Annotated in this window: 18 protein-coding genes; 3 read left to right on the forward strand and 15 right to left on the reverse strand. The window is 42.7% G+C overall.

Annotated features, from left to right (window positions below; translation table 11 throughout):
• Nucleotides 1-180: 180 nt before the first annotated feature.
• From FTT87_RS13065 to FTT87_RS13085, 5 genes are all read right to left on the reverse strand, one after another.
• A complete protein-coding gene (locus tag FTT87_RS13065) occupies nucleotides 181-3,015 on the reverse strand; it encodes a DUF11 domain-containing protein (protein ID WP_180174967.1) in 2,835 nt (944 codons plus the stop codon).
• Between the two features lie 23 nt (nucleotides 3,016-3,038).
• A complete protein-coding gene (locus tag FTT87_RS13070) occupies nucleotides 3,039-4,106 on the reverse strand; it encodes an OmpA family protein (protein ID WP_180174968.1) in 1,068 nt (355 codons plus the stop codon).
• A gap of 3 nt (nucleotides 4,107-4,109) precedes the next feature.
• Nucleotides 4,110-10,136: an SdrD B-like domain-containing protein gene (locus tag FTT87_RS13075; RefSeq protein ID WP_180174969.1), complete on the reverse strand. Its 6,027-nt coding sequence runs from the start codon at nucleotides 10,134-10,136 to the stop codon at nucleotides 4,110-4,112.
• Between the two features lie 88 nt (nucleotides 10,137-10,224).
• Entirely contained in the window at nucleotides 10,225-13,026 is a 2,802-nt protein-coding gene (locus tag FTT87_RS13080; protein ID WP_180174970.1) for a DUF11 domain-containing protein, read from the reverse strand.
• 41 nt (nucleotides 13,027-13,067) lie between these two features.
• Nucleotides 13,068-13,538, reverse strand: coding sequence for a hypothetical protein (locus FTT87_RS13085; protein WP_180174971.1), 471 nt, complete (start codon nucleotides 13,536-13,538; stop codon nucleotides 13,068-13,070).
• A gap of 511 nt (nucleotides 13,539-14,049) precedes the next feature.
• On the opposite strand from FTT87_RS13085, the gene FTT87_RS13090 reads away from it, so the two are divergent.
• Both FTT87_RS13090 and FTT87_RS13095 read left to right on the forward strand, forming a co-directional pair.
• Nucleotides 14,050-14,859: a DUF6502 family protein gene (locus tag FTT87_RS13090; RefSeq protein WP_180174972.1), complete on the forward strand. Its 810-nt coding sequence runs from the start codon at nucleotides 14,050-14,052 to the stop codon at nucleotides 14,857-14,859.
• A 95-nt stretch (nucleotides 14,860-14,954) separates the two neighbouring features.
• Nucleotides 14,955-15,602 carry a hypothetical protein gene (locus tag FTT87_RS13095; RefSeq protein WP_180174973.1) on the forward strand — a complete coding sequence of 216 codons (648 nt, stop codon included), beginning with the start codon at nucleotides 14,955-14,957 and terminating at the stop codon, nucleotides 15,600-15,602.
• Between the two features lie 89 nt (nucleotides 15,603-15,691).
• On the opposite strand, the gene FTT87_RS13100 is transcribed toward FTT87_RS13095, so the two are convergent.
• The 5 genes from FTT87_RS13100 to FTT87_RS13120 form a co-directional block, all read right to left on the reverse strand.
• The gene (locus tag FTT87_RS13100) at nucleotides 15,692-16,771 is read right to left on the reverse strand and encodes an ArsO family NAD(P)H-dependent flavin-containing monooxygenase (protein WP_180174974.1); all 1,080 of its coding nucleotides are present in this window, start codon (nucleotides 16,769-16,771) and stop codon (nucleotides 15,692-15,694) included.
• 97 nt (nucleotides 16,772-16,868) lie between these two features.
• The gene (gene arsH / locus FTT87_RS13105; protein WP_180174975.1) at nucleotides 16,869-17,573 is read right to left on the reverse strand and encodes an arsenical resistance protein ArsH; all 705 of its coding nucleotides are present in this window, start codon (nucleotides 17,571-17,573) and stop codon (nucleotides 16,869-16,871) included.
• 9 nt (nucleotides 17,574-17,582) lie between these two features.
• Nucleotides 17,583-18,623 (reverse strand): ACR3 family arsenite efflux transporter, encoded by a 1,041-nt coding sequence (gene arsB / locus FTT87_RS13110; RefSeq protein ID WP_180042811.1) that lies wholly within the window; start codon nucleotides 18,621-18,623, stop codon nucleotides 17,583-17,585.
• A gap of 11 nt (nucleotides 18,624-18,634) precedes the next feature.
• Nucleotides 18,635-19,105: an arsenate reductase ArsC gene (locus FTT87_RS13115; RefSeq protein WP_180174976.1), complete on the reverse strand. Its 471-nt coding sequence runs from the start codon at nucleotides 19,103-19,105 to the stop codon at nucleotides 18,635-18,637.
• A gap of 6 nt (nucleotides 19,106-19,111) precedes the next feature.
• Nucleotides 19,112-19,432 carry a metalloregulator ArsR/SmtB family transcription factor gene (locus tag FTT87_RS13120; protein WP_180042813.1) on the reverse strand — a complete coding sequence of 107 codons (321 nt, stop codon included), beginning with the start codon at nucleotides 19,430-19,432 and terminating at the stop codon, nucleotides 19,112-19,114.
• Between the two features lie 187 nt (nucleotides 19,433-19,619).
• On the opposite strand from FTT87_RS13120, the gene FTT87_RS13125 reads away from it, so the two are divergent.
• Nucleotides 19,620-20,075 (forward strand): universal stress protein, encoded by a 456-nt coding sequence (locus FTT87_RS13125; RefSeq protein WP_180174977.1) that lies wholly within the window; start codon nucleotides 19,620-19,622, stop codon nucleotides 20,073-20,075.
• Nucleotides 20,076-20,156: 81 nt separating this feature from the next.
• Here FTT87_RS13125 and FTT87_RS13130 read toward each other — a convergent pair whose 3' ends face one another.
• From FTT87_RS13130 to FTT87_RS13150, 5 genes are all read right to left on the reverse strand, one after another.
• Nucleotides 20,157-20,396 carry a thioredoxin family protein gene (locus FTT87_RS13130; protein WP_180174978.1) on the reverse strand — a complete coding sequence of 80 codons (240 nt, stop codon included), beginning with the start codon at nucleotides 20,394-20,396 and terminating at the stop codon, nucleotides 20,157-20,159.
• A 19-nt stretch (nucleotides 20,397-20,415) separates the two neighbouring features.
• The gene (locus tag FTT87_RS13135) at nucleotides 20,416-21,438 is read right to left on the reverse strand and encodes a permease (protein ID WP_180174979.1); all 1,023 of its coding nucleotides are present in this window, start codon (nucleotides 21,436-21,438) and stop codon (nucleotides 20,416-20,418) included.
• Nucleotides 21,439-21,726, reverse strand: a complete 288-nt coding sequence (locus FTT87_RS13140; protein ID WP_086197131.1) for a metalloregulator ArsR/SmtB family transcription factor — start codon at nucleotides 21,724-21,726, stop codon at nucleotides 21,439-21,441. It lies immediately after the preceding gene.
• 116 nt (nucleotides 21,727-21,842) lie between these two features.
• Nucleotides 21,843-22,277, reverse strand: coding sequence for an arsenate reductase (glutaredoxin) (gene arsC / locus FTT87_RS13145; protein ID WP_180174980.1), 435 nt, complete (start codon nucleotides 22,275-22,277; stop codon nucleotides 21,843-21,845).
• A 259-nt stretch (nucleotides 22,278-22,536) separates the two neighbouring features.
• Nucleotides 22,537-22,632 (reverse strand): transposase domain-containing protein (locus tag FTT87_RS13150; protein WP_004785112.1); only part of this gene is annotated, 96 nt, incomplete at its 5' end.

A 22,632-nucleotide genomic window follows, 5' to 3' on the forward strand; every position in this document is an offset into this window, starting at 1 on the left:
AATATGGGTGAATTATAGCAAAATAAAGCACTGTAATAAAGGCGATATTTGATTTTTTATGGCTATCGCCACTCGCTTATATCCCCCACCTGACTGTCGGTGGGGGTCTTACGCTCGATGAAGATAAGAAAGCCCATGAATCGACAATCAGCACCTCCCATTGTAGGGCAAGCTTAGACATTAGTTTAGCTTAATGCCAAAATATAGTGATTCTTGTTGCTGGGGCAACAATTCAACAAAGGTGGTTTTTACCCTGCTCGCATTATCTTCAACCGCTTCACCACTGCTGGTCATAGGTAAAACTGTCCCTGATTTCCAGGGCTGAGTATAAGCGGGGTACATATCGTTAATGACCACATTGCTTAACGGCGCATTACCCATATTTTTCACCAAGATACGATAAATTAAACATTGATTTGGCTTCAAGTTTTCATTTTGTACCGTATAGGTTGCGTTCATAACTGCTGACTTATCTGTCATATCGCAATTTTCAACTTTCAGCTGCGATTTAAGAATTTTTAATTGGTTTGGGCTAACCGTAATTAAATCGGTATTCATCAGATCAACTAATGCTATTTCTTTTCCTGTATTATCCGGTTTAACAATCAATTTTACCTGGCTATTTATACCATTCGTCGCAGTAGCAGGTGCTTCAGCCTTTATTAATAAAGTGACAGATTGGTTTGGTCGGATAATATGGCTTAACTCTGTTTCTAGATCGGATAGCAATGTATCGGTCGCGTCCAGCATATCGTTACCATTTTTATCGACAAATAAGGTATATAAAAAACCATCTTTGCCATTCACGGCATTCAGACTGACTTTAACTTTGGTTTCATCTGCTACACCATAGTTGGTCAAACGATGCAAGAATACGTACGTCCCGCCAACACCTACCTGTGCACTCTGGTCATTGGTCAGTTCGAGCAACCGTTTTTGAGCTGGAGGAATCACAGCATCTAAAATAACGTCACCCAGACCTGATTGCAGTGATTCAATCGCAAACCAAATATTGGTGGTCGCTGTCACAGATGGGGAGACGGTAACCACGGCGCAGACTTGTGCTACGGTATTTGCTTCAACATTCAGTTGGGTAATTTGCTGAGTGTTTAAACCCGTTTTACATTGAGCCTCATCCGCCTTATAAAATTCGATTTTCAGACCGGAGGTAAAAGAATTAATGCCACTTTTGACTAATGTTGAATAGCCGCCAGTGCTGAGTGTTGGCGCAATCGCAGTACTAGAGGCATACAGTTGATAGTCCTGTGCCAAAGTCGCTTCATTTTTAATGCTTAAAGGAAAATAAGCCTTATTTTCATAGCTGGATTTGGTCCAGAGCGGTTGACCATTATTGTCAATCACAAATAAGTTAGTTCCGGTTTTGGTGGCATCCGCATTAAATAAATCATTTTTTGCAGCATACAGGTTTTTAGCGATCACATTATTATTGTCAAGGTTAATATCATTGGATGTCGTGCTGGCTTCAGCCTTATTCGCAATATACCCCTTATTTTCACCAGTTCCAGTATCACTCGCACTGACTTTTAAATTAGACAAAGTGAATTTAAATTTTGCTTTTCCTGGCACATTACCCAAAGCTAAACCTGCAGTAGAAAATAATTGACTTGCTGCATCAGTTGCAGAAGTAAATGCAGGACATGTTGCTGTTGTTCCTTCATTTTCAATTGCAGTACAAGTCAGTTGGGTTGTTGAATTTTTGATTAAATTAGAAATTAATACATCTTTTAGAATGACATTTGATGCGATGCCCCTAGCTTTATTTTCCAGAATTAAATCATAAGAAACAGTGTCTTCCGGCAACGGTGCTTTCTCATTCAAGGTTTTAGTAAGACTTAAATCAGTATCATCATCTTGAATTAGATAATTAAAACTCGAAACTGGAGTATTTCCACATAACTCTCCAGTACTAGTAATTACAGCTCCTCCTGATTGAATACTATCTAAACCAAAAGGAATAACTTTATCCCCATCTATTATTTCATTATTTTTTACTTTAATTACTAAACCTTTAACAACGACTCCATTATCATAGTCCAGTAATGGATTATATTTTATAACATAATCAAAAGAATAATTACCATTGATACTATTTACCGTAATAGGAGTTAATTGTTCAGTTCCATTAATTAAATTCACCTGATACAGTTCATAATCTTTTCCTAAAATTGCAGCATTTGAAATAGAAGAATTATCTATTATAAACTTAACAGTTAAATCTTGTTTTACATTACCAACAATATTGAAATCAACGGAATGTGTCTTGCCAATATCACTTTCCAATACAACACCTGATGAGGCAGAAAACTCAATTGCCGGTTTTAATTGAACATTAACGTTATCAATAAAGTTTCCATATGTAATATTATTATAGGTACGGGCTTCAAAAATAAACTCGTATTTACCAGCCTGCGCAATAACTCCTGCTAACGAAAAATTTTTTTTCCCAGTATTGGACCATGTTTTTGTGGTCGTATGAGTAGGACTCAAACCAATAGACATGACTTTAGAAACTGTTCTACCATTTACCTTACCAATATAGAATTCAGCTTGTTCTGATGCAACACTACGGGTTGCATGATCAAAACTCCAGGTAAAACTATCGTCTGGTAATAAACATATACTTTGATAAATATTTGAAGCTTCTTCGGCATTTAACTCAATGTACTGGTTAGTGGCATTATTAGTTACGTTTGGATTATTACTAATTCCATCAGGGCCTCCACCTTTCCAAAACTCCATTGGATATTCTTTACCTGAATATCTTTTATGAGTAGTTCTCCAGCCGGGTATATATTTCGAGGTGCCCACTAAAGTAGGATTTGCATCCAGCAACTCATAGTTCGCTGTAAGAGTGGGTTTCTGTAAATCCATATTTATGAAACTACGCTGAATTCTTTGATTATTTTGCGGTAAGTTTATATCAGCAGCTTCTGTAGCTGCACTACATACCATAAAACAAGTAGCCAGAATATTACGCCAAATAGATTTTTCCATGATTCTATCCCTGCTATCTTTAATTATGGTTCAAGCTGCAAATCTTGCCACTGTGGCTGTACATGCACTTCATTATCAAATTGAATTACCACCCGACGGCTTTTAGCATGCGCAATCTTTTGCTCTACATCTTGAATCAAGGCTAACTTCCCTTTGGCTTGCTCAGACATACGACCTTGCTGTACACCTTGTGCAATTAAATACTCACGCACTGCATCAATACGACGCTGTGAAAGTTGTAAATTATAGGCTTGGCTGGCTCGCGGATCTGTATATCCCACCAAAGTCATCTGGATGTCGGGGTACTCAAGCAAAAAGGTGCTTAAGTGATCCAGGACCGCTTTTGCTTCAGCATTTAAATCGGCGCGATCCACGGCAAAATGCACCACATTTTCAATCTTTGGATCGGGTTCTGTTAAGGCTGGCTTGCTAGTCTGGTCCTGGATAGGAGCTGACACCTTCAATGGCCAGTAATCAGCATTAACCCCTTGGCAGCCCGGCCCATTGAGCTGCTTCAAACTTGGTAAAGCTTGGGCATCCCATTTCCCTGTATCAATATGATCCTGACGTGTTGCGACAGCCACCTGGTATAGCGCCTGTTCAGCTGCATCAAAATGTTCTCTAGCATGTCGCCAGCCCAGTTCGCAATATTCTGCTGCCGCCCAAACCAGCATCACTTCTGCATGGGCCAATTGCTCAGGAGCTTTTTCCAATGCCCCGCTTTGTTTGAAATATTCAACCTGCCACCATAAGTCCCGGCGCATGACTTGTGAAACAGTTAAAATAGGCGTAGTTAAAATGAGCGGCTGTTTCTGGGCTAATTTTTCTGCAATCTGACGCCCTTGAGCTAGAGCTTCCCTTCCAGCAGTCGTTAGACTCCGCTCTGAAAACTCATTTTTCGCATAACTTAACCAGATCTGTGCTTTAGAGGCCTGATAACGTGTTTGAGCATCACTGACCTGCTGATAAGGCTGTAACTGCTGGCTTAACACCTCGGCTTCAACAGCAGAAGACCGCAGGGTCTGCGCCTCAACAGAATGGCATACGGGATATAAACAGGCGCTGAGCAGAAGCATTAATTTTAATCGCATGAATTATTGCTCCTGCACCGGTTCTAAAGAAGAATTTACTACAGGATTACGGCGTCCAAACAGGTCCTCATCAAACTTGAATCTAAATCTTAAATAGGCCCCTTGACCGCTGGAACTGGTATTGGCTAATTCATCATCCTGATAACCGAGGAAATTATATCCTGCAGAAACCCAGAGATTGGTTGCCAGCAAATAACCCACTTCTGCACCCAGCAAATAACGTGTCCCTGCCCCATGGTTTGCCCAAAGTGAACCGGCTTGTACACTCATATCCCAGCGTTCATTCAAATCATAAATGACCCGACCACTGAGTAACTGGGTTAAAGCTGAACTTGTAACTTTGTCTTCATCCAAGGTGGACCATTTTGCTGCATACTGACCGGACAAGGTCAGCTGGCGATAAGGATGATAGTTTAAATGCGTAGATGACACATAGGATTCACGCTTAAATGCCGCTTCTAGGTCAGTTGCATTATCCTCATAGTAATATTCAATTTTTGACAGGACATCCAGTTGATTGTGCTCATCATCACGCCATGCCAAACCGAGTTGGAAACGGTTTCGCAGATGATCACCGCGCTCGGCGTCTTTATTATCGACAAAATTAACCGTATTTTTGGTCAAAATCGTGGCATCATCTGACAACTTACGGGCAAAACCAATGCTATTGATCATCGTATCGGAACTGTCGGAACGACGTGCCTCTAAACGCGTCATAGCTTTCCAATTGTCGTGAACCAAATATTCCAGACCCAGACTTGCTGCTGTTGAGTCATTATCGCTATTTTCAATATTTTTAGACAGGCTTTGAATTCGTTCAAAACTGCTACTGATATATACACGCGGCTTAATCTGCCAGCGGTTGCGTAAACCCATAGCCGCTTCCGCCTCACGGTTGCTCATGCCATCTGCCACACGGTATTCACTAAATGCGGAAGCATCTTTCATATACTGACTGGAAATACCCAATACCGTGCTGTTGGTTTCTTCCGTAGTATTCATGGAATACAAACCATCAATCGCAGAAATCACTTCATGACGGGCATAGACTTCAGTATTTGGCAGGACTTTAACTGCCCCGCCTACAGACAGAACCTGTTTATCGGAATTGGAGAGATCCTGTTCATACTCGACAAAGGCTGATGCCCCTTTCCACGGCAAGTTACCGGTAAATTTGATACGCCCGGTAGTACCATTATATGGGCCCTGATTTTCTGTTGCCGAAGTTGCAGCTGTACTGGTTTCGTCATAATGACGTAAACCTAATTCCACGGCGAGAATTTTAAAGAAATTACGTTCCAGACTGGCAGACACACCGGTACGTACCCCATTATTGTTTTGGTCTTCAGTACGAATCGCTTCCATACGAGCCAAACCAAGCTTCGCAATCGGTGCTGAAACTTTTACGCCACTTTCTTTACGTCCTGCACTAATGGTCGCTGCATCGTTTTGAAATCCGTCTTCTGCTTGCTGGTGATACGCTCGCACATGGGCAAAACTGGGTGCGTATTCAAATTCTACCCGGGCAGCCGTGCCTTCATCCTTCTCGCCAGCTACACCGCTATTGATCTGGGTCACTTGATCTGCTGTAGAATTCGTATTCTTAGACTGTGCCACTTCGGCAATCACTTTGGCATACTGGCCCAGTTTCACCACAGTATTTAAACTGGCAATTTGTTCTTCTTGCAGGGGATCATTACTTTGAACAAATGAGCCGCCAATTTTGAGCTGGGGCTTCATAGCATAACTAAAGCTAAGACCACCGACTTGATATTCCTCACCAATTTCATCAGCCTCAACCGTAATACGAATAAAGTTTGGATTGAGGTCTTTATCTACACTCGGGACTGCTTGTTTTAAATAAATGCTGTTGCTATAGGTATCGACTTCATAATCAGAAAAACGAGTGAGGGTTTGTTTTGCAATAATCAGGCCCGGGTTATTGCGGTCACGGGTCAGCACTTCAACTTTTTCACTGTTTTCTAAAATCAGATCATTTGAAATTGAACCGAGACTATATGGACCAGAAATACCCAGAGCACGATTTTCAGTTACCACTTGACGCGATTTGGTTTCAGCGACAAAAGCTGAAGATTGGAACTGATCACCTTCATGCCCCACTTTAAGCCCTGTCAATGAACGGTTATATTGCCCTAAAGCTAAACCTTCATCTTTCTCTGTACGGGTCACATAGTCACCATACATCGCATACGAACGCCCTTTGTCTAAACGGACATACAATTTGCTGGTCGATTGTGCTTCAAAGCCTTTTGCCGCAGCATCGCCATAAACCGGATAATATTCATCAGGTTGAATATCTCGGAACAGGCGTTGTTTGGAACTTTTATTTGAATCATAGGCAAGGGTTAAAAGATAATCACCTTTAACTTTACCTTTAAGGAACATCGCAGCACGACCATTCAACGAGGTGTCGTTACCCCACTCGGCAATTTCATTCAACTCGTCTTCAAAGCCGTCATTACGATTAACACTATGCAGCTGTTTGCTATCAAAATTATTGAAGTTAATCGAGCCTTCAATTAAACCGACTGCAATCAGAGGACGTAAATCTGCCTCAAACTGGATATCTATTTCTTGTTTAAGTAAACCGCTACTGACGCGCAGTTTTCCACGTCCAGCAGTATTCGGTGCAATGATCGGTATAATCATCTCGCCGCCATCAATGAAGGTTTGAATCCCTGGCTCATTTGGATTCAAATCTTGCAGATCAATCATACCGATGTCACTGTCTAAGGTCAGTGCGGTACGTGTAGCGACTTTTATTCCTTGTCTGTCTTGTAGCTGTACTACCAGTTGCATAACATCACGGCCATTTGCCATCACGGATGCTTGAGGTTTTTGTAACTTAATGTCATGAATGTCATCTGGAACAATCACTTGAATCTGCTGGCTTTCCCGGATATTACCCGCGAAATCTAATTGCTCCACACGGATGCTATTTTTACCCGTGCTTAATGCTACACCTACATATTCAACCCCTTGCTTACGCTGCTCGTCCAGGATAACCAATTTACCGCGCTGCTTTTCTTTCACAATGACATCATTGACTAAAACACGTTGTGTCGCGCCCGCTGCACCCTGGACTTGAATAGTCGTTTGGGCAAAAGGGAGAACCTGTCCTTCCTTAAGATTTAATATTTCCAGGCTATTGTGATCATTACGCTTTAAATATTCTTCAAGATTCACCAAAACAGGGGGTTTAACTGGATCTATGCGTAATTGCGGTTGCTTTGCTTGAGCAGACTCACCACGATTGAGCAGGCAATTTTGATCATTCTCACTGGCCAAACAGCCTTGGGAATTTTCTGAACGCGTACTGGTTTGTAGATAGCTCGGCGCATCAATAGAAAGTTGCTTGTTAATCGCCTTTTCAAGATTTAAATTACTGCTATTAATTTTTTCTTGACGCTGTTTTACCACATCCGTTAATGGTGCAGAACATGTGCCTGCTTGATCCACCATTGCGAAATCAGCACGATGTAATTCACCACGTTTTACATCGACAAAACGGCTAGAAGGGTCCCCGGCATTGCGGTTAGACTGGGTGATCAATTCAGCACCTGCCGGCAAAGTGGTGCGATCTAATTTCAGTACATGGGTCTTTGCGGATACGCCATAGAAATCATATTTGCCTTCACGGTCAGTAATCACATAACTGCCATCTTCCATGTACAGCCGTACACCCGGCACACCTAATTCACCTTTGTCCTGGATTCCGTTGCGGTTACAGTCAGTATAAACCTTACCCACCACAAACGCGTCAGCACTGAATACACCTGGGCGAACTTTCACTTTGGCCTGTGCTTCATTGGAACTTAGACCGTAACGATCGACGGCACGTGCCCGGTTAATCCCATCACCATTTAAAGCATTCGGTCCAACCAGAACACGGTATTCAATTTTAGCATTCGCATTTACGGCAAGATCACCTAGCCCCAAAGTTAAATACGGACCTTTTCCGCCTTCAGGATCAGCCACTGGCTTGCCATCAATCCGCATGCTATTTGGCACATAACTAAAACCACGCGGTAAGGTATCTTGCAATTTGACATCATGTGCCAGCTGATCACCTTTATTACTCACGGTAATGCTGTAATTGGTGAAATCACCCAGCTCTACCGAACTGTCCCGAGCGGTTTTTTTGACCATTAATAGCGATTGATCCAGTAGCGGATCAATCGGAATATCAATATTCAGCGCTGGGCTGGCGACGGTTAAAGTAAACAGGCCACCATAAGACCATGCCGGATGCACAGCCTTGCCATTAAATGAATCCACCGGATAAAGTGCCTGGTTGCTGGCAAAACTATACTTTCGGCCTGGAATTGTGGTGGTATCCACCATCAGTTTATAGCTGCCCGGCTTGACATGTGGATAAACAAATTGACCGGTCGACGAGGTAACCTGTCGTACAGGAAACGGCTTTAGTTCACCAGTCACCCGATCATGTTCAAATACAACATTATCTGCAACAGGCTGACCGAATTCATCTGTCAAAGTGACGGTTGCACCCTCGACCGCCTGGCCTGTTTTTGCATCAAAGACAACTCCGTAGGGATCAATCAGCACTTCTGTGGTGATCTCCGTTGAGATGTCTTCAATATTTTGGCTAACCTTACCCTGCTCGTCCAAGCAGTCGGTCAGGTGAATACTGACCTGATCGCGCTTGAGCGTCTGTAAAATATGATCGCTGAGGTTTTTTTCAGCCTTTTCCTCAGTATCCACGGTGAACTGAAATATGCCGGTATTTTCACCACTTTCTACTGCATTGACATAAACAATATCGCCCGTCAGTTTGGAGACCAGTTGAATACGAACCTGATCTGAAACAGAGCGGTTGGCATTACAGATGGCGGCATCTGCTTTGACATAAATAGGCTCGTTCACCGTCCCGGTTTCAACGACTTTCTCGAAATTACTGGTTGTGCTTTCAATGACCAACTTGCCTGCAACTTTGGTTTCCACTCGATTAGACAGGGTTTTTTTACTGCCTGTAGCAGAACGGTGTAGCACATACGCTTCATTGCGCAAAGTGGTATAGCTCAGGATTGGATTGGTTTTGACCGTCAAGCGGACTGTGCTTTTTTGCTGAGGCTGAAATGGTTTTTTATAAGCAACGACAGCATAGCCAATTTTATTCTTGTCACTTGGCAAATAACGCGTATATTCCCCTTCTGCAATTCGATGTAGAACTTCAACCTCCTGATTTTTCTCAAGAACCTGAATGTCTTCAAAAACGGTATTGGCTGGAATAGGATCCTCAACAATCACTAGGGACTGTAATTGTCCATCAACCTTTACCTCTGTCGGAGTCACTGCAAGATCAGCGGTATTGGAAATGATCAAGCTATAGTTCAGGGTCTGTGCTTGCTGACTGGCATTCAGCACACTTTGGTCCACTTGTTTTTCTATTTTTAATTTTGGCTCAATAATTTGTACAGGATCTTTAACGGTTTTTTGTAGTTGTGGCTCTTCACGAATTTGTGCGACTAAAGGGAGTTCAAGCTTGGTCTGATCAGGTGTCTGTAATGACGTATCTGCAACCACCCACACATGAACGGTCTGATTGGGTTGTAATTGTAATCCATTTTCAATCAGTGTATCTGAAATATCAAATACCCCATCTTGATTGGCATCGAGGTAAATTTTAAAATTTGATAAGTAATTAGTTTGTGTAAGTTTAAAATCAAACCATGCATTTGTATTACTGGTATTGGTCAACTGGTTTAACCAAATCACTTTCGAACCGGCTTCTACCTGTTGAAGTTGATCTGGAAATAACTCGAAACCATAGAACTTGGCAATTTCAACATTTACCGCATTGGATTGAGTCGTTTGCAGCAATTGTCCACCATTCAAATCGCTGACTTGGTAACTTGCATAAGCAATGTTCTGGATGATCTGGCCAGCAACCGGCATTACCGCATGACTTTGCTGTGCAAAGAACAAAGCTGAAGCAAGCGCAGACAAAGATAACGTCTCCACTTTTTTATTCATTGCTTTTTTCATTGCCACGCCCCAAAACAAAAAAATATTAAAATACAAACGATAAAAATGAGTTCCTCCCTTTCGAAAAAGGGAGGTTACAGATTTAGAATTATGGAGTGGCTTTATCAACTGTAACAGCGAATTTCAATGTTGCATAAGCGCCTGGAATTAAAGTGCCGACGTTATAACTTACATTACCGCTGGTTTCGGTTGGTGCAGCACCTTGAGTTGATGGATCACGTGCAACTGAACCTACTTTGTATGTCGTGTATGCAGGTACAGCATCATTGATCATAACCGCAGTTGCATCAGCATTACCCTGATTCGTTGCCGTCACTTTATAGAATACGCATTGGCCTGGTTTGGCGTTTTGCAGATTGCCAGTGTACTCAGAATCAGTAGGTGTTACCGTACAGTCTGCAGCAACCTGTAATTTTTCCAAACGAACTGAACCCAGGTTAATGACTGTGCGATCTGTAATCGACAGGATGCTGTTTGAACCTAAAGTAGCACCAGTTTCAGGATTAATTTGCACTGTAGATGTATAAGATTGACCTGCTGTTGCTGTTGCAGCTGCTTCAACTTTTACATAAACAGTAACTGACTCACCTTGCTGCAAGCCGGCTAGCTTAGATGGATCAAATTTTGCATTTTGTAAAATGCTGTTTAAAGTTCCTGTGCCGGTACCGGTTACCAACTCATTAGTATCAAGTATGCCGTTTCCATTTACGTCTACATAAACAGTGACCGTTTCACCTGCTGACGGTGTTGGTAAGGCAAAGTTCAGTGTTTTGCTACCATCAGCTTCAGTAACGTTACCAATGTTGGTTAAAGTATGACTGTAAATAATGCTGCCACCTGGTGCTAACTGGCCTTGGCGGTCTGGCGTGAAGCTTATCGCGCGCTGTTCTGCAATCGTCAGGTTAAATCCAATCTCGTCGCTAGTGCCAGTCGATGGCGAGCTGATCTTGACTGTAATGGTTGCTGGAATATTGGTTGCTGGCGTGCCGTCTGGGACAGTTACGACCAGGCAGTAACTACCTGTACTGCCATTGGCAATTGTGCCAGAGTTGGTGACTTTGGTATTTGTACAATTACCTGACGCATCTTTTCCAAACAGTTCTGCTGTCCAGCCAGTTGGAACACCTTCAACTGTAATATTGTAATTGTCCGGCGTACCGCCTGTATTTTTGATCGTAACATCCAGCTGTTTAGATGTACCAGGTACTAAAGCTGTGTCAGGAACACCTGTACTACTCTTCTGCCCATCACCAACATAAACTGGTGAACTTGTTGTGCCTTTGTTATGTATTAAATCCACAGCACTTTTTGTGAATGAATCAACAACCAAAGAAATAGTATCTTTATTGCTGCTATTGCTAACAGAAGCGCTCGTCATCGTCAGTTTAGTGCCTGCATCAACTGTACCACTGGTTGGCAAAGTAACGCGTACTACAAATTTTAAGCTTCCGCCAGCTGCAATCGGGCCAGTGTTGTTATCTGTTACCGGTGTTTTACCATCAGCTTTCAGAATTTCGATAATGCTGCCGGCCGGCAAAGATGAACCTAACTCAGTTGCAACACTCAGGTTATAACTGTCCGTCGTTGTCCCTGAGTTATGAACATAAATAACATCACCGTCTGTGGTGTTATTACCAAAGACAATCGCCTGACCTTGCACAGCCACTGCATGGACTTGGTCATCAATGCCTGCAGCACTACCGGTTGGAATATTGTTGTCAATCCAGGAAACAGATGCATCATCGTTAATCGAGTGAGAAGTTGTACCCAGTACGGTGACATTGTTCGGGTTCGATGGAACTAGTGTTGTATCCGTCGTTGTCGGTGGAACTGTTGGGACATTATCCGGTGTTAATGGTGTATTTGTGCCTGATGTATAGCCGTCAGTATCTGCATATGCCGTGTTGGTAATTTTCTCACCATTTTCCGCAGCATTTTTGACCTTAACGGTAAAGGTTAATTTACCCGTCGATCCTGCAGCAAGCTTGCCTGCATTAAAGGTAAAAGCTTCTTTCTTATCACTACGGGTCTTAAAGTAGAAACCGTCAGCATCAGTATTACCAGGATTAAGCGCAGTTGAGCTGCCATTATAATAAGCAACCAGCTTAGCATCAGGCACTGTAGATGTATCAAATGTTACATTACTTGGCAGTACGTCATAAATAATGACATCTGAAGTTGCCGCTGCTGTACCTTTGTTTTGGAAAGTCAATGTATAGGTGATATAGCCATTTGCACCAATTGTGCTGACGCTAGCTTCTTTTTTAATTTCAATGACAGCGCCAGTAATAATTGTCGCTTTATCTATATTTGATGCGGTCTCTTTTCCAGTATCATATAAAGCTGCTGTTTTTGCTGTTGCAGTCAATGTGAGGCTGTCATACTGACTTGCAGTTGCAGCTAATGGTGTTTTAGCAACCACAACCAGACCGATAGATTCACCGGCAGCTAATTCAATTGCTGTTGTTTCTGTTAAAGCCACATCATTATCAGCTATACCATCCTGATTGCGGTCAACATAAACATTATAACTAGCCCAATCAAAAGTGCCGGTATCATTTGCAATTTTAAGTGTGAATGAGTCTGTACCATTACCCGTGTTGGTCAAAATATGCGGGAAGCTTACACTACTGTTCGCAGCTGTTTGACGTTCATTAGACTGCACTAGGGTAAAGCTACCTACTTGTGCTACCAGGGTCTTAACCACATTAGATGTGACCACACGTTCAGTATTTGTATTATCGGTATAAGTTGCTGTTGCCACGTTACTGATATTTTGACCCGCTAAAGGCGTAGATGTTGCTGCCATCGCAGAATTGCCAAATAGCGACACCCCACCCACAACAGCTAACGCAGTCGCGACTTTACTTAATTGAAAATGTTGTTTCATAAAAAAATCAACCATAAGACATTTAAAACGACGTGAAAAAATTATTTAGAAGTGTTGACACGAACTTGAGCCGAGACAGTGATTTTTTGTTTCGCTTTTAACTCATTCACATTCCATTGCAGAACACGATATTCATTTAGTGGAACATTCACTTTTTTGCCATTTTCCACTCGGGTCAGGGGTGCTTTGGCAAAAAACTTGCCATCAATCGAAGCATAGGTATCTTTTGGAGCACTTTGGCCGGTATAAGTGACAAATTCAGGAAGCGGTAAATTTAATTTCAAATTTTTCAGGCTATTCGCAGATACATTTGAATATTCGACCTTATATTCAAGCAATGTATTTGGTTTAACTTGATCTGAAGGCTTTAATTCCTTTTTCTTATGCAATTGATCCACTTTATAAACTTTCATATCAGCGGTTAAAGCTTCTGTCGCTGCATAGGAAAAGTTGACCAAGGCACCACTTATTAGTAAGAACGATGCTTTTTTAACTGAGTTATAGATCTTCATGCCAAACCCCTAAATGTGCAATTTGCACATTAATTTATTAATGGCGGCAAATTTACCACAAAAAAATGTTCATTTTTCACATTTTTATATAAAAATAATGAATACTGAGTCACATTTTATTATTTTTTAATAGATTAAATCTTACAAATGGCTTTAAAGCCAACTTGAATAGTTAAGTTAAACTTACAAATATACTGGAGAAATGTTGTAGAGTAATTGAAGAAAATTTATGTTAAAAATAAATAGAATTATAAATTGTACTTAGCTCAAACCCAATCTGACAGTAACCGATTTTTACTGGGCCTATCATTCAAAAAATCTAAAACGATTTAGTATTTTATTTGAGTTAGAGTTTCCATTGAGAATGAATTATCAAAGCAATTTAGACTGAAAAAGTGCGATATAGATCAAACATTATTTATTTTTTCTTAATTTATATGTGTTGAATGCTGGTATCATCTCTTTCTTAAACTATAATTCATAAGTTGAGTTTTTATATAGGATTACATCTATGCCTGATTCCAACCTCCCTAGTTCAGACACTGCACTTTTAAATGTCCTAAAAATTATGGAGCCATTGGTATCTTGGTTATTAAAATCGGGTGTAGGCTATAGCGAATTTTCTCATGCTTTAAAATCTGTGTTTTATCATGAAGCTGAAAAAGAATTAGAATATTTACAACAGAAAAAAACTGACTCGTCCATAAGCTTGTTATCTGGACTCAATCGCAGAGAAGTGAGTACATTTAAGCAAAGGTCTTCTGAGCAAGCTCATCATAACCATTCTCCCCCAAGCCCAAGCGTACCTGCGCGCATTGTGACTTTATGGATTCAAAAAAATTGGCGTAAACAAATTGCTTTCAGTGGGCAAGACATCAGTTTTGAAACCTTAGCCAAAGAAGTTTCTCAAGACAAACATCCACGTGCAATGTTACTGGAACTGCAGCGTTTAGGCTTAGTGACTGAATTAGCCAATACGGTTATTTTACATACAGAATCTTTTACCCCCAGCAATAGTCTTTATGACAGCCAGGTACTTCTTTCTCAGTCTGCATTCGACCATCTCTGCTGTGGGATAGCCAATATTTTCATCACACAGAATGAATATCTTGAGCAAAGCTTACGAGCAGATGAATTAACCGAAGAGTCTATTCGTGAGCTTCGAGAGTACGGTACTCAGCTATGGCAGGAATATGCTCAGAAAATGTTAAGTAAAGCCGTAGAATGCTCTCAACAAGATGAAGGAAAAGTAGATGCTTGTCACCGATTTAGCTTGGGAATCTATCAATATGATGAAAACATTGATATCAAAAAAAAATAATATGTATTTCTTATAAATAAAAAATATTAAATTAATATATTGTCATATTGTATAATTATTGTGATCTAGTCTAACAATCCTAAAGGTATAAAATTTTGAAGTTAAGCAATTTGTCTCTTTACTGTTTTATTCCTTGTGTTCTATTAGGATGTGGCGAGGGAGATTCTTTTTCAGTTGGTGGCGTTTCTTTAGGAGGTACGGGGCTGCCGTCTACAGGTGGTAATCCACCCATACTTAGTTCACCAATGCCATCAGAGGGCGAAGTATTACCAGATGATAATCAATTCGTTTTATGGTCGAGTGGCACCATAGAGAAAACCTGCGACCAAATTAACCTTAAAATGCAATTAATCGATCTTGAAACAGGCTCTATACTGGAGACTCAGCAAGGCATTCCACTCCATCCCAATCCAGAAGAAAATATTGCTGTCACGATTCAAGTCACCAATAACAATTCGGGAACAACAACGGAATATTTTGAAAATTGTCAGCCTTCTATTCAGATCATAGGACAAGATGGGCAACAACTAGCAACTCATGATAACTTCGAATGTGCAGCCAATGATCTAACACTCGCGCATAAGCCACAAGAGTCAGCGACTTATCAGTACAAGTTTAATTTACCGAATGAACCAACATCCTGGAGTTTAAACTATCATCATATTTATTCTCTGGAACAAAACGCAGCATTTACCGAACGTAAATCTTGTGACATATCCTATCCATTGAATGTGGATATTTGACATCCTCGCCTCTTTAAACTGAGGCGAGTCCTACTTAGACGTTTACGCCCAAACACAAGCACGTTTTTTGCAGGATTTAAATCACGCTGTTATCCTAAAAATGAGGCTATTTCTTCTGCCACTGCCCTAGATGTCCGGGAAACACCGACCAGCGTTGCCGAAGCAGCACCGGTCCATTCTCCATAACCCACCAGCCATAAATTTGGTACCTCAACCGAACGGCCGTTCTGAACCGCGATGGTCTGGTCCGGCTGGATAATTCCGAGGCTGCTAAGATGATTCAGTGCTGCTTTAAATCCGGTACACCAGATCACTACATCCACTTGGGCTGTGCTGCCATCTTCCCAAATCACGCCATGTTCTGTAAATGCCGAAAATGGCCGTTCGCTATGTAGCACACTACGTGCACGTGCATCCTTGACCGAATCGATCATGACAATATCCCCCAGACCACCAATCGGCTGCTCGATCTTTCTGCCCTCCTGCTGGGCTTTCAGGCGCTCGGTCGCCCTTAAGAACAGGACACGGCCATCGACATCATCCGCCAGAAACTGCGGCAGTGTCTGGGTGATCCAAAGCGTTTCGGCCACCTGAGATACTTCCGCCAAGATTTGTGCACCAGAGTTACCGCCACCCACCACCATGACTTTCTTGTTTTTAAATAACTCAGCATTTTTATAATCTGCGGAATGCAGTTGCACGCCCTGAAAATGCTCACGGCCGGCATACTCAGGAATAAACGGGTGACTCCATGTCCCTGTAGCACTCACCACCGCTTTGGCTTTCCAGCATCGTTCACCAGCATAGACCTCTAAATATGTCCCCTGGTTTTCCACGCGATCCACATGCACGGGACGAACTATGGGAAAGTGATAGCGCTGCTCATAGGCGGTCAAATAGTTAATCACTTCATGACGGGTCGGATAGGTCTGTTCGGTCGCCGGCATCATCCAGCCCGACAGGGAGCTCCAGCTATTCGGGGAGAAAAGACGCAAGGACTCCCAGGCATGCTGCCAGGCACCTCCAGGCTGAGGCTGATCATCCAGGATGATAAACGGAATGTTCTTACGCTTTAAGAAATAGGCCGTGGACAAACCGGCCTGTCCACCACCGATGATAATCACATCTGTTTCGATCTGTTTTGTGTCCAAAGCCTTTTCCCCTTGCATTTTTCTGTTGTTCTTGATGCAGCATCCCGCTTTTGCAGCGGGTTTCTGCTGATTTCTCTGATTGACAGGACAAGCCTGAATTCAAGCAAATCTGGCCTTACAAACTGCGCTGATTCACCCGTTTAGAGAGTTCTTCCGCAGATTCCTTACGTTCCGAATAACGGTTGGTCAAATAAGCACTTTGCCCACGGGTCAACAAGGTAAACTTATACAGTTCTTCCATCACATCGACAATGCGATCATACAAGGACGACGGTTTCATGCGTCCCTCTTCATCAAATTCCAAAAAGGCCTTGGGAATGGAAGACTGGTTCGGAATTGTGATCATACGCATCCAGCGCCCCAAAATGCGCATCTGGTTGACGCTATTAAAAGACTGCGAGCCGCCGCTGACCTGCATCAGTGCCAGGGTTTTGCCCTGTGTGGCACGAATGGCTCCAGCTGCCAGCGGAATCCAGTCAATTTGTGCCTTAAAGATCGAACTCATCGAACCATGCCGCTCTGGTGAACACCAGACCATGCCTTCGGACCAAGCCAGCAATTCATGCAGTTCCTTGACTTTAGGATGTTCCAGATCGCCATCTTCAGGCAACGGTAATCCTTTGGGATGAAAGATTTTGACCTCACAGCCAAAGCGTTCCAGAATACGGCCGGCTTCCATCACCGCCAGGCGACTGTACGAGCGCTCGCGGTTTGAGCCATACAGCAATAACATCCGTGGTGGATGGGCCAGCTCTTTGGCCTGCACCTCGGCAAAGGTAGGCGTTGGCAAAAGATCAGATTCAAGATTTGGGAGAGTCATATCAGCCTCTTAAGAATTGGGGTAATATTTTTTCTTGAGCCACAAAGATACGCTGACCAGCGCAATCAGTACTGGCACTTCCACCAAAGGCCCAATAATGGTGGTAAAGGCAATCGGCGAAGCCAAACCAAAAGTGGCAATCGCGACCGCTAGGGCTAACTCAAAGTTATTGCCCGCCGCGGTAAAAGAGATTGCAGTGGTTTTCGGATAGTCATTGCCCATCCATTTACTCATAAAGAAGCTAACAAAGAACATCAGCACAAAGTAAACTGTCAATGGAATCGCGATGCGTAACACATCCATCGGCAAACTCACCACATCGCCACCTTTCAGGCTAAACATCGCCACAATGGTGAACAGCAAGGCCAGTAAACTGAGCGGGCCAATTTTTGGCAGGAATTTCGTTTGATACCAATCCAGACCTTTGGCTTTGACCAACGACAAGCGGGTCAGGAAGCCCATCAGAAACGGAATGCCCAGATAGATCAAGACGGCATTGGCAATGGTCCAGAAATCCACATGGATCACATGCCCTTCTACCCCAAAGAATGGCGGCAAATAGGTCAGGAAGAACCAGGCATAACTACTAAAGAACAGAATCTGGAAAATACTGTTAAAAGCGACCAGCGCCGCACCATACTGGTTATCCCCACAAGCCAAACCATTCCAGATTAGCACCATGGCAATACAGCGCGCCAAACCAATCAAGATCAGACCGGTCATATATTCCGGATAATCGCTGAGAAAGACGATGGCCAGCACAAACATCAGTACCGGGGCAATCAGCCAGTTCTGGATCAGGGACAAGGCCAGAGTTTTTTTATCCTGAAACACCTGTGGCAGTATCGCATAGTCGACTTTGGCCAATGGAGGATACATCATCAGGATCAGGCCAATCGCAATCGGCAGATTGACCGAGTTGATGCTCATGGCATCCAGTGCTGTCGATGCTTGCGGAAAAAACACCCCAATCGCAACACCCAATGCCATGGCCACAAAGATCCACAGGGTCAGGTTACGATCTAAAAAGGACAATCCGGGTTTAGACATGATCTGCTCGATTAAAGATGGGAAATTTGATTGATTGCAGCAATAAGCTCAGGACGGATCATTTTTTCGATATCCAAGGCAAATAAAGCATCCAGACGTTTATTGATGTGCTCTACCGTAGTCAAAAATGCCTGGAGTTTTTCTTCTTCAGCTAAGTCCAGGTGTGAAGGATCAGACAGGCCCCAATGTGCCTTGATTGCGCCCCCCAGATAAAGTGGGCAAGCTTCCTGTGCAGCTGAATCACAGACGGTAATCACCACTTCAGGCTCATATTGCTCACAGGCATCAATCGCTTTGCTGGATAAACCTTCAGTGGATAAACCCAAATTTTGCAAAGTCTTAATCGTCAAGGGATGCACCTGACCGGAAGGTTTGCTACCAGCACTGTAAGCCACCCAGCCTGCTGGCGCACGGCTGTTAAATAACACTTCAGACAGAATACTGCGGCAACTGTTGCCCGTGCACAAAAACAAAAATTTCATGAAAATTTACTCGCAATGGCTCTGAATCGACAGAGCGAAAGGATTAAATAAAACCGGAACATCACTACGTTTCAGCACCTCCAGAATTTCAAAACACCAGGCTGGTAATTGCGGATTGATGCTGTAATACACCCACTGGCTTTGCCGACGATCATTCAACAAGCCACAAGACCGTAACAAGGCCAGATGACGTGAAATTTTCGGCTGGCTTAACTGCAGTTTATCGGTCAGATCACAGACGCATTGCTCTTTGTTTTTCGCAATCAGCAGGACAATACTGAGACGCGTTTCATCAGATAAACATTTAAAAAACTGAACGTGGTCCATAGCTGCTCCCATTCTGTTATTCAAATATATACATATCCATATATATAGTAAATAGTACAAGTTAAAAATTATAAAGGAAGGATTATAATGTGGTTTGAAAGAGGTCAATTTAAAAAATTGTCCGCTTTTCTCGGCTGTGTTATGAATAAAGAAAATTTTAACAATTAGAAAATTTAAGGAATATCGAATGACTGATAAAAATATTTTAGTGCCGATTGACGGTTCTGATCAGGCACTTGCAGCAGTCAGAGAAGCCGCCATTATGGCAAATGCCCTGGACAGCAAGCTGATTGTCATCAGCATTGTTGAAGAAAATCCGTTTGCCAATACCGATTTTTATTACTTTGGTGCAGATGCGACGACCATGAAAGCATTTTTTGATGAAGCGTGTGGTAATGCAACAAAGGCCTTAGCAGATGCACAAAAACTTTCGGTCGATTCAGGTGCACGTGAGGTTGAAACAAAACTCGTTAAAGCTGAAGTGTCTGCACAAACTATTGTTAATGTCGCTGAAGAACTTGCTGCTTCGCTGATTGTGATGGGATCACATGGGCGTAAAGGCATCCAGAAACTAGCTTTAGGTAGTGTGGCTGAAGAAGTATTAAAGTTGTCCCAAGTACCCGTATTAGTCGTTAAGCAATAACTGACCTGATTTCGGTTCACGCCATAAAAAAACCAGTAGTCTGAGCTACTGGTTTTTTTTAAAAGAAAATGCATTTAGGGCTTATTTATTTTTCTCGATCAGTTCCGCGACAGCCTGAACTTCCAGAACTTTACCACTGGATACGATTGTATTGTTAATCATTAGACCCGGTGTGCTTAACAGGCCGGTTTCGGCAATCTGCATCATATCGGTAACATATTCAATATCCGCTTGCACACCGGTAGTTTTGACTGCTTCTTCGGTTGCAGCCAACAGTGCTTTACATTTACGGCAACCTGTACCTAAGACTTTAATTTGCATCTCTTATTCTCCACACGTTTTATAAAAACCAGTAACCTAAAGTATTCAGGCTATAGCCAATAATCAAGATTCCCACAAAAATAATACCAACAAACAGGCTCAATAAGCGGGTTTGCACCACTTGCTTTAACAGGATTAGGGATGGCAGGGAAAGTGCGGTGACGGCCATCATAAAGGCCAAAACCGTCCCCAAACCTACACCTTTCGCTACCAAAGCTTCAGCAATCGGCAAGGTGCCAAAGATATCCGCGTACATCGGTATGCCTACGATTGTAGCAATCAGCACAGAATACCAGTGTTCCTGACCAAGCAAGGCGGTAATCCACTGTTCAGGAATCCAGTTATGAATTGCCGCACCAATCCCTACCCCAATCAACACATACATCCAGACCTTGCTAAAAATCTCCACCACCTGTTCCCAGGCAAATGCACGCCGCTCTTTCGCGGTCATACTGAAATCTTCATCTTCTCCCGGAATCGCCTGATGATGGGTCACAAACTCAGCCACATACTTTTCCATTTTCAGGTAGCTAATCAAGGAGCCACCCAATACCGCCAGCACTAAACCCAGCAACACATAGACCATGGCGATTTTCCAGTTAAAAATACTGGCCAATAAAATAATTGAAGCCAGATCGACTAGCGGAGATGAAATCAGAAATGAAAAGGTCACCCCCACAGGCAGTCCGGCACGGGTAAACCCGATAAATAGTGGAATCGAGGAACAGGAACAAAATGGGGTAATGGTGCCGAGCAAGGCCCCCATGATATTGGCTTTGATCCCGGTCATGCGGCCTAAAATCTGCCGGGTACGTTCAGGCGGAAAATAACTTTGAATATATGACAGGGTATAGATCAGAACCGAGAGCAGAATAAAGATTTTGAAGACATCATAGATAAAGAAGTGAATACTGCCACCCAGACGGGTTGCGACCGATAAACCGAAGACATTTTCGACCAGCCAGCGCACACCCTCTGACAACCAGGTCATTTTGAGCAGAGCGTTATTCAACCAAGCAAAGAGGGCAATTATTTGATCCATTTAAATCTCCTGGTCTTGGGGGAATAATAGTGCTTGTGTAAATAGAGACAGTTCTTGAGCACGGATGGGATTCAGTGAATAGTGTATCCAGCGTCCGTTTTTTCTGCCTTTAACCAGACCCGATTCAGTCAAACACTTCATGTGGTGAGATAAGGTTGATTGACTAATCGACAGATTCTTGAGTAATTCACATGCACAACACTCCCCTGCCTGTAACATTTGCAAAATCTGAAGACGGGTCTTATCCGTCAAAACCTGATACAGGGAAACCGCTTGCTGATGATCCAATTCCTTTATCCATCAAGGACCTATTTCACCAGTATGTAAATTATATTGATCATCGTCAATGTATTTTCACAAAAAAAGCCCTAATCAAGTTAGGGCTTTTTGCTATCCAAGACGCTTTATTTCAGCCGATTGCCCTGTTCATCAATAATGAATTCACCGTCTTCTTTGGCAAAGGCTCCTAATTGCGGCAAAGGCAGAATATCCAGCACGACTTCGGAAGGACGGCATAAACGCGTTCCGAACTCGGTGACCACCAACGGACGGTTGATCAGGATTGGATGCTGCAGCATGGCTTCAACCAGTTTCTCATCGCTCCAGCTCGCATCATCCAGATTCAGCTCGGCATAGGGATCGACATTTTTACGCAAGACTTCACGAACCGTTAAACCGGCGTCCCGAATCATATTGACCAGCTGATCTTTAGAGGGTGGCGTAAGCAGATATTCAATCACTTCCGGCTCAATTCCTGCATTGCGAATTAACGCCAATGTATTACGTGAAGTTCCACATGCTGGGTTATGATAAATTTGCACTTTTGGCATTTGATCCATGAGCTTTACCCTTATCAATGAATCATGTCTTTATATATGAATATACGCATATTCGCAATATGAAATATATTCATTTGTAGCATTCATCTGAGAATGAGTGTCTACAAACATTTAACACCGCTTCCAGGTACGGTCATCTCATATTTAGATATTGGATCTGGCTATAAGATTTATTCAAATACGCTACAAAAAAACCTTGGAACAATAAGTCGGTATTGACCGTGGAACGTAAGCGTCCGCTGAATCCCATACCTATTTTTTAATTCGATTTAGGTTTCCAGCAGTGCGGCAGCAATTCTTCAATTTGGGTCACTTTGTGTGTCGGTAACCTTTTCAGCACATCACTTAAATAGGC

This window comes from Acinetobacter sp. YH01022, from assembly GCF_013420235.1.
Taxonomy (GTDB): domain Bacteria; phylum Pseudomonadota; class Gammaproteobacteria; order Pseudomonadales; family Moraxellaceae; genus Acinetobacter.

What these genes read in the sequence shown, in the direction of transcription:
- FTT87_RS13065 (WP_180174967.1), bottom strand. Translation starts at nt 3,015, where the DNA reads ATGGAAAAATCTATTTGGCGTAATATTCTGGCTACTTGTTTTATGGTA.
- FTT87_RS13070 (WP_180174968.1), bottom strand. Translation starts at nt 4,106, where the DNA reads ATGCGATTAAAATTAATGCTTCTGCTCAGCGCCTGTTTATATCCCGTA.
- FTT87_RS13075 (WP_180174969.1), bottom strand. Translation starts at nt 10,136, where the DNA reads ATGAAAAAAGCAATGAATAAAAAAGTGGAGACGTTATCTTTGTCTGCG.
- FTT87_RS13080 (WP_180174970.1), bottom strand. Translation starts at nt 13,026, where the DNA reads ATGAAACAACATTTTCAATTAAGTAAAGTCGCGACTGCGTTAGCTGTT.
- FTT87_RS13085 (WP_180174971.1), bottom strand. Translation starts at nt 13,538, where the DNA reads ATGAAGATCTATAACTCAGTTAAAAAAGCATCGTTCTTACTAATAAGT.
- FTT87_RS13090 (WP_180174972.1), top strand. Translation starts at nt 14,050, where the DNA reads ATGCCTGATTCCAACCTCCCTAGTTCAGACACTGCACTTTTAAATGTC.
- FTT87_RS13100 (WP_180174974.1), bottom strand. Translation starts at nt 16,771, where the DNA reads ATGCAAGGGGAAAAGGCTTTGGACACAAAACAGATCGAAACAGATGTG.
- arsH (WP_180174975.1), bottom strand. Translation starts at nt 17,573, where the DNA reads ATGACTCTCCCAAATCTTGAATCTGATCTTTTGCCAACGCCTACCTTT.
- arsB (WP_180042811.1), bottom strand. Translation starts at nt 18,623, where the DNA reads ATGTCTAAACCCGGATTGTCCTTTTTAGATCGTAACCTGACCCTGTGG.
- FTT87_RS13115 (WP_180174976.1), bottom strand. Translation starts at nt 19,105, where the DNA reads ATGAAATTTTTGTTTTTGTGCACGGGCAACAGTTGCCGCAGTATTCTG.
- FTT87_RS13120 (WP_180042813.1), bottom strand. Translation starts at nt 19,432, where the DNA reads ATGGACCACGTTCAGTTTTTTAAATGTTTATCTGATGAAACGCGTCTC.
- FTT87_RS13125 (WP_180174977.1), top strand. Translation starts at nt 19,620, where the DNA reads ATGACTGATAAAAATATTTTAGTGCCGATTGACGGTTCTGATCAGGCA.
- FTT87_RS13130 (WP_180174978.1), bottom strand. Translation starts at nt 20,396, where the DNA reads ATGCAAATTAAAGTCTTAGGTACAGGTTGCCGTAAATGTAAAGCACTG.
- FTT87_RS13135 (WP_180174979.1), bottom strand. Translation starts at nt 21,438, where the DNA reads ATGGATCAAATAATTGCCCTCTTTGCTTGGTTGAATAACGCTCTGCTC.
- arsC (WP_180174980.1), bottom strand. Translation starts at nt 22,277, where the DNA reads ATGGATCAAATGCCAAAAGTGCAAATTTATCATAACCCAGCATGTGGA.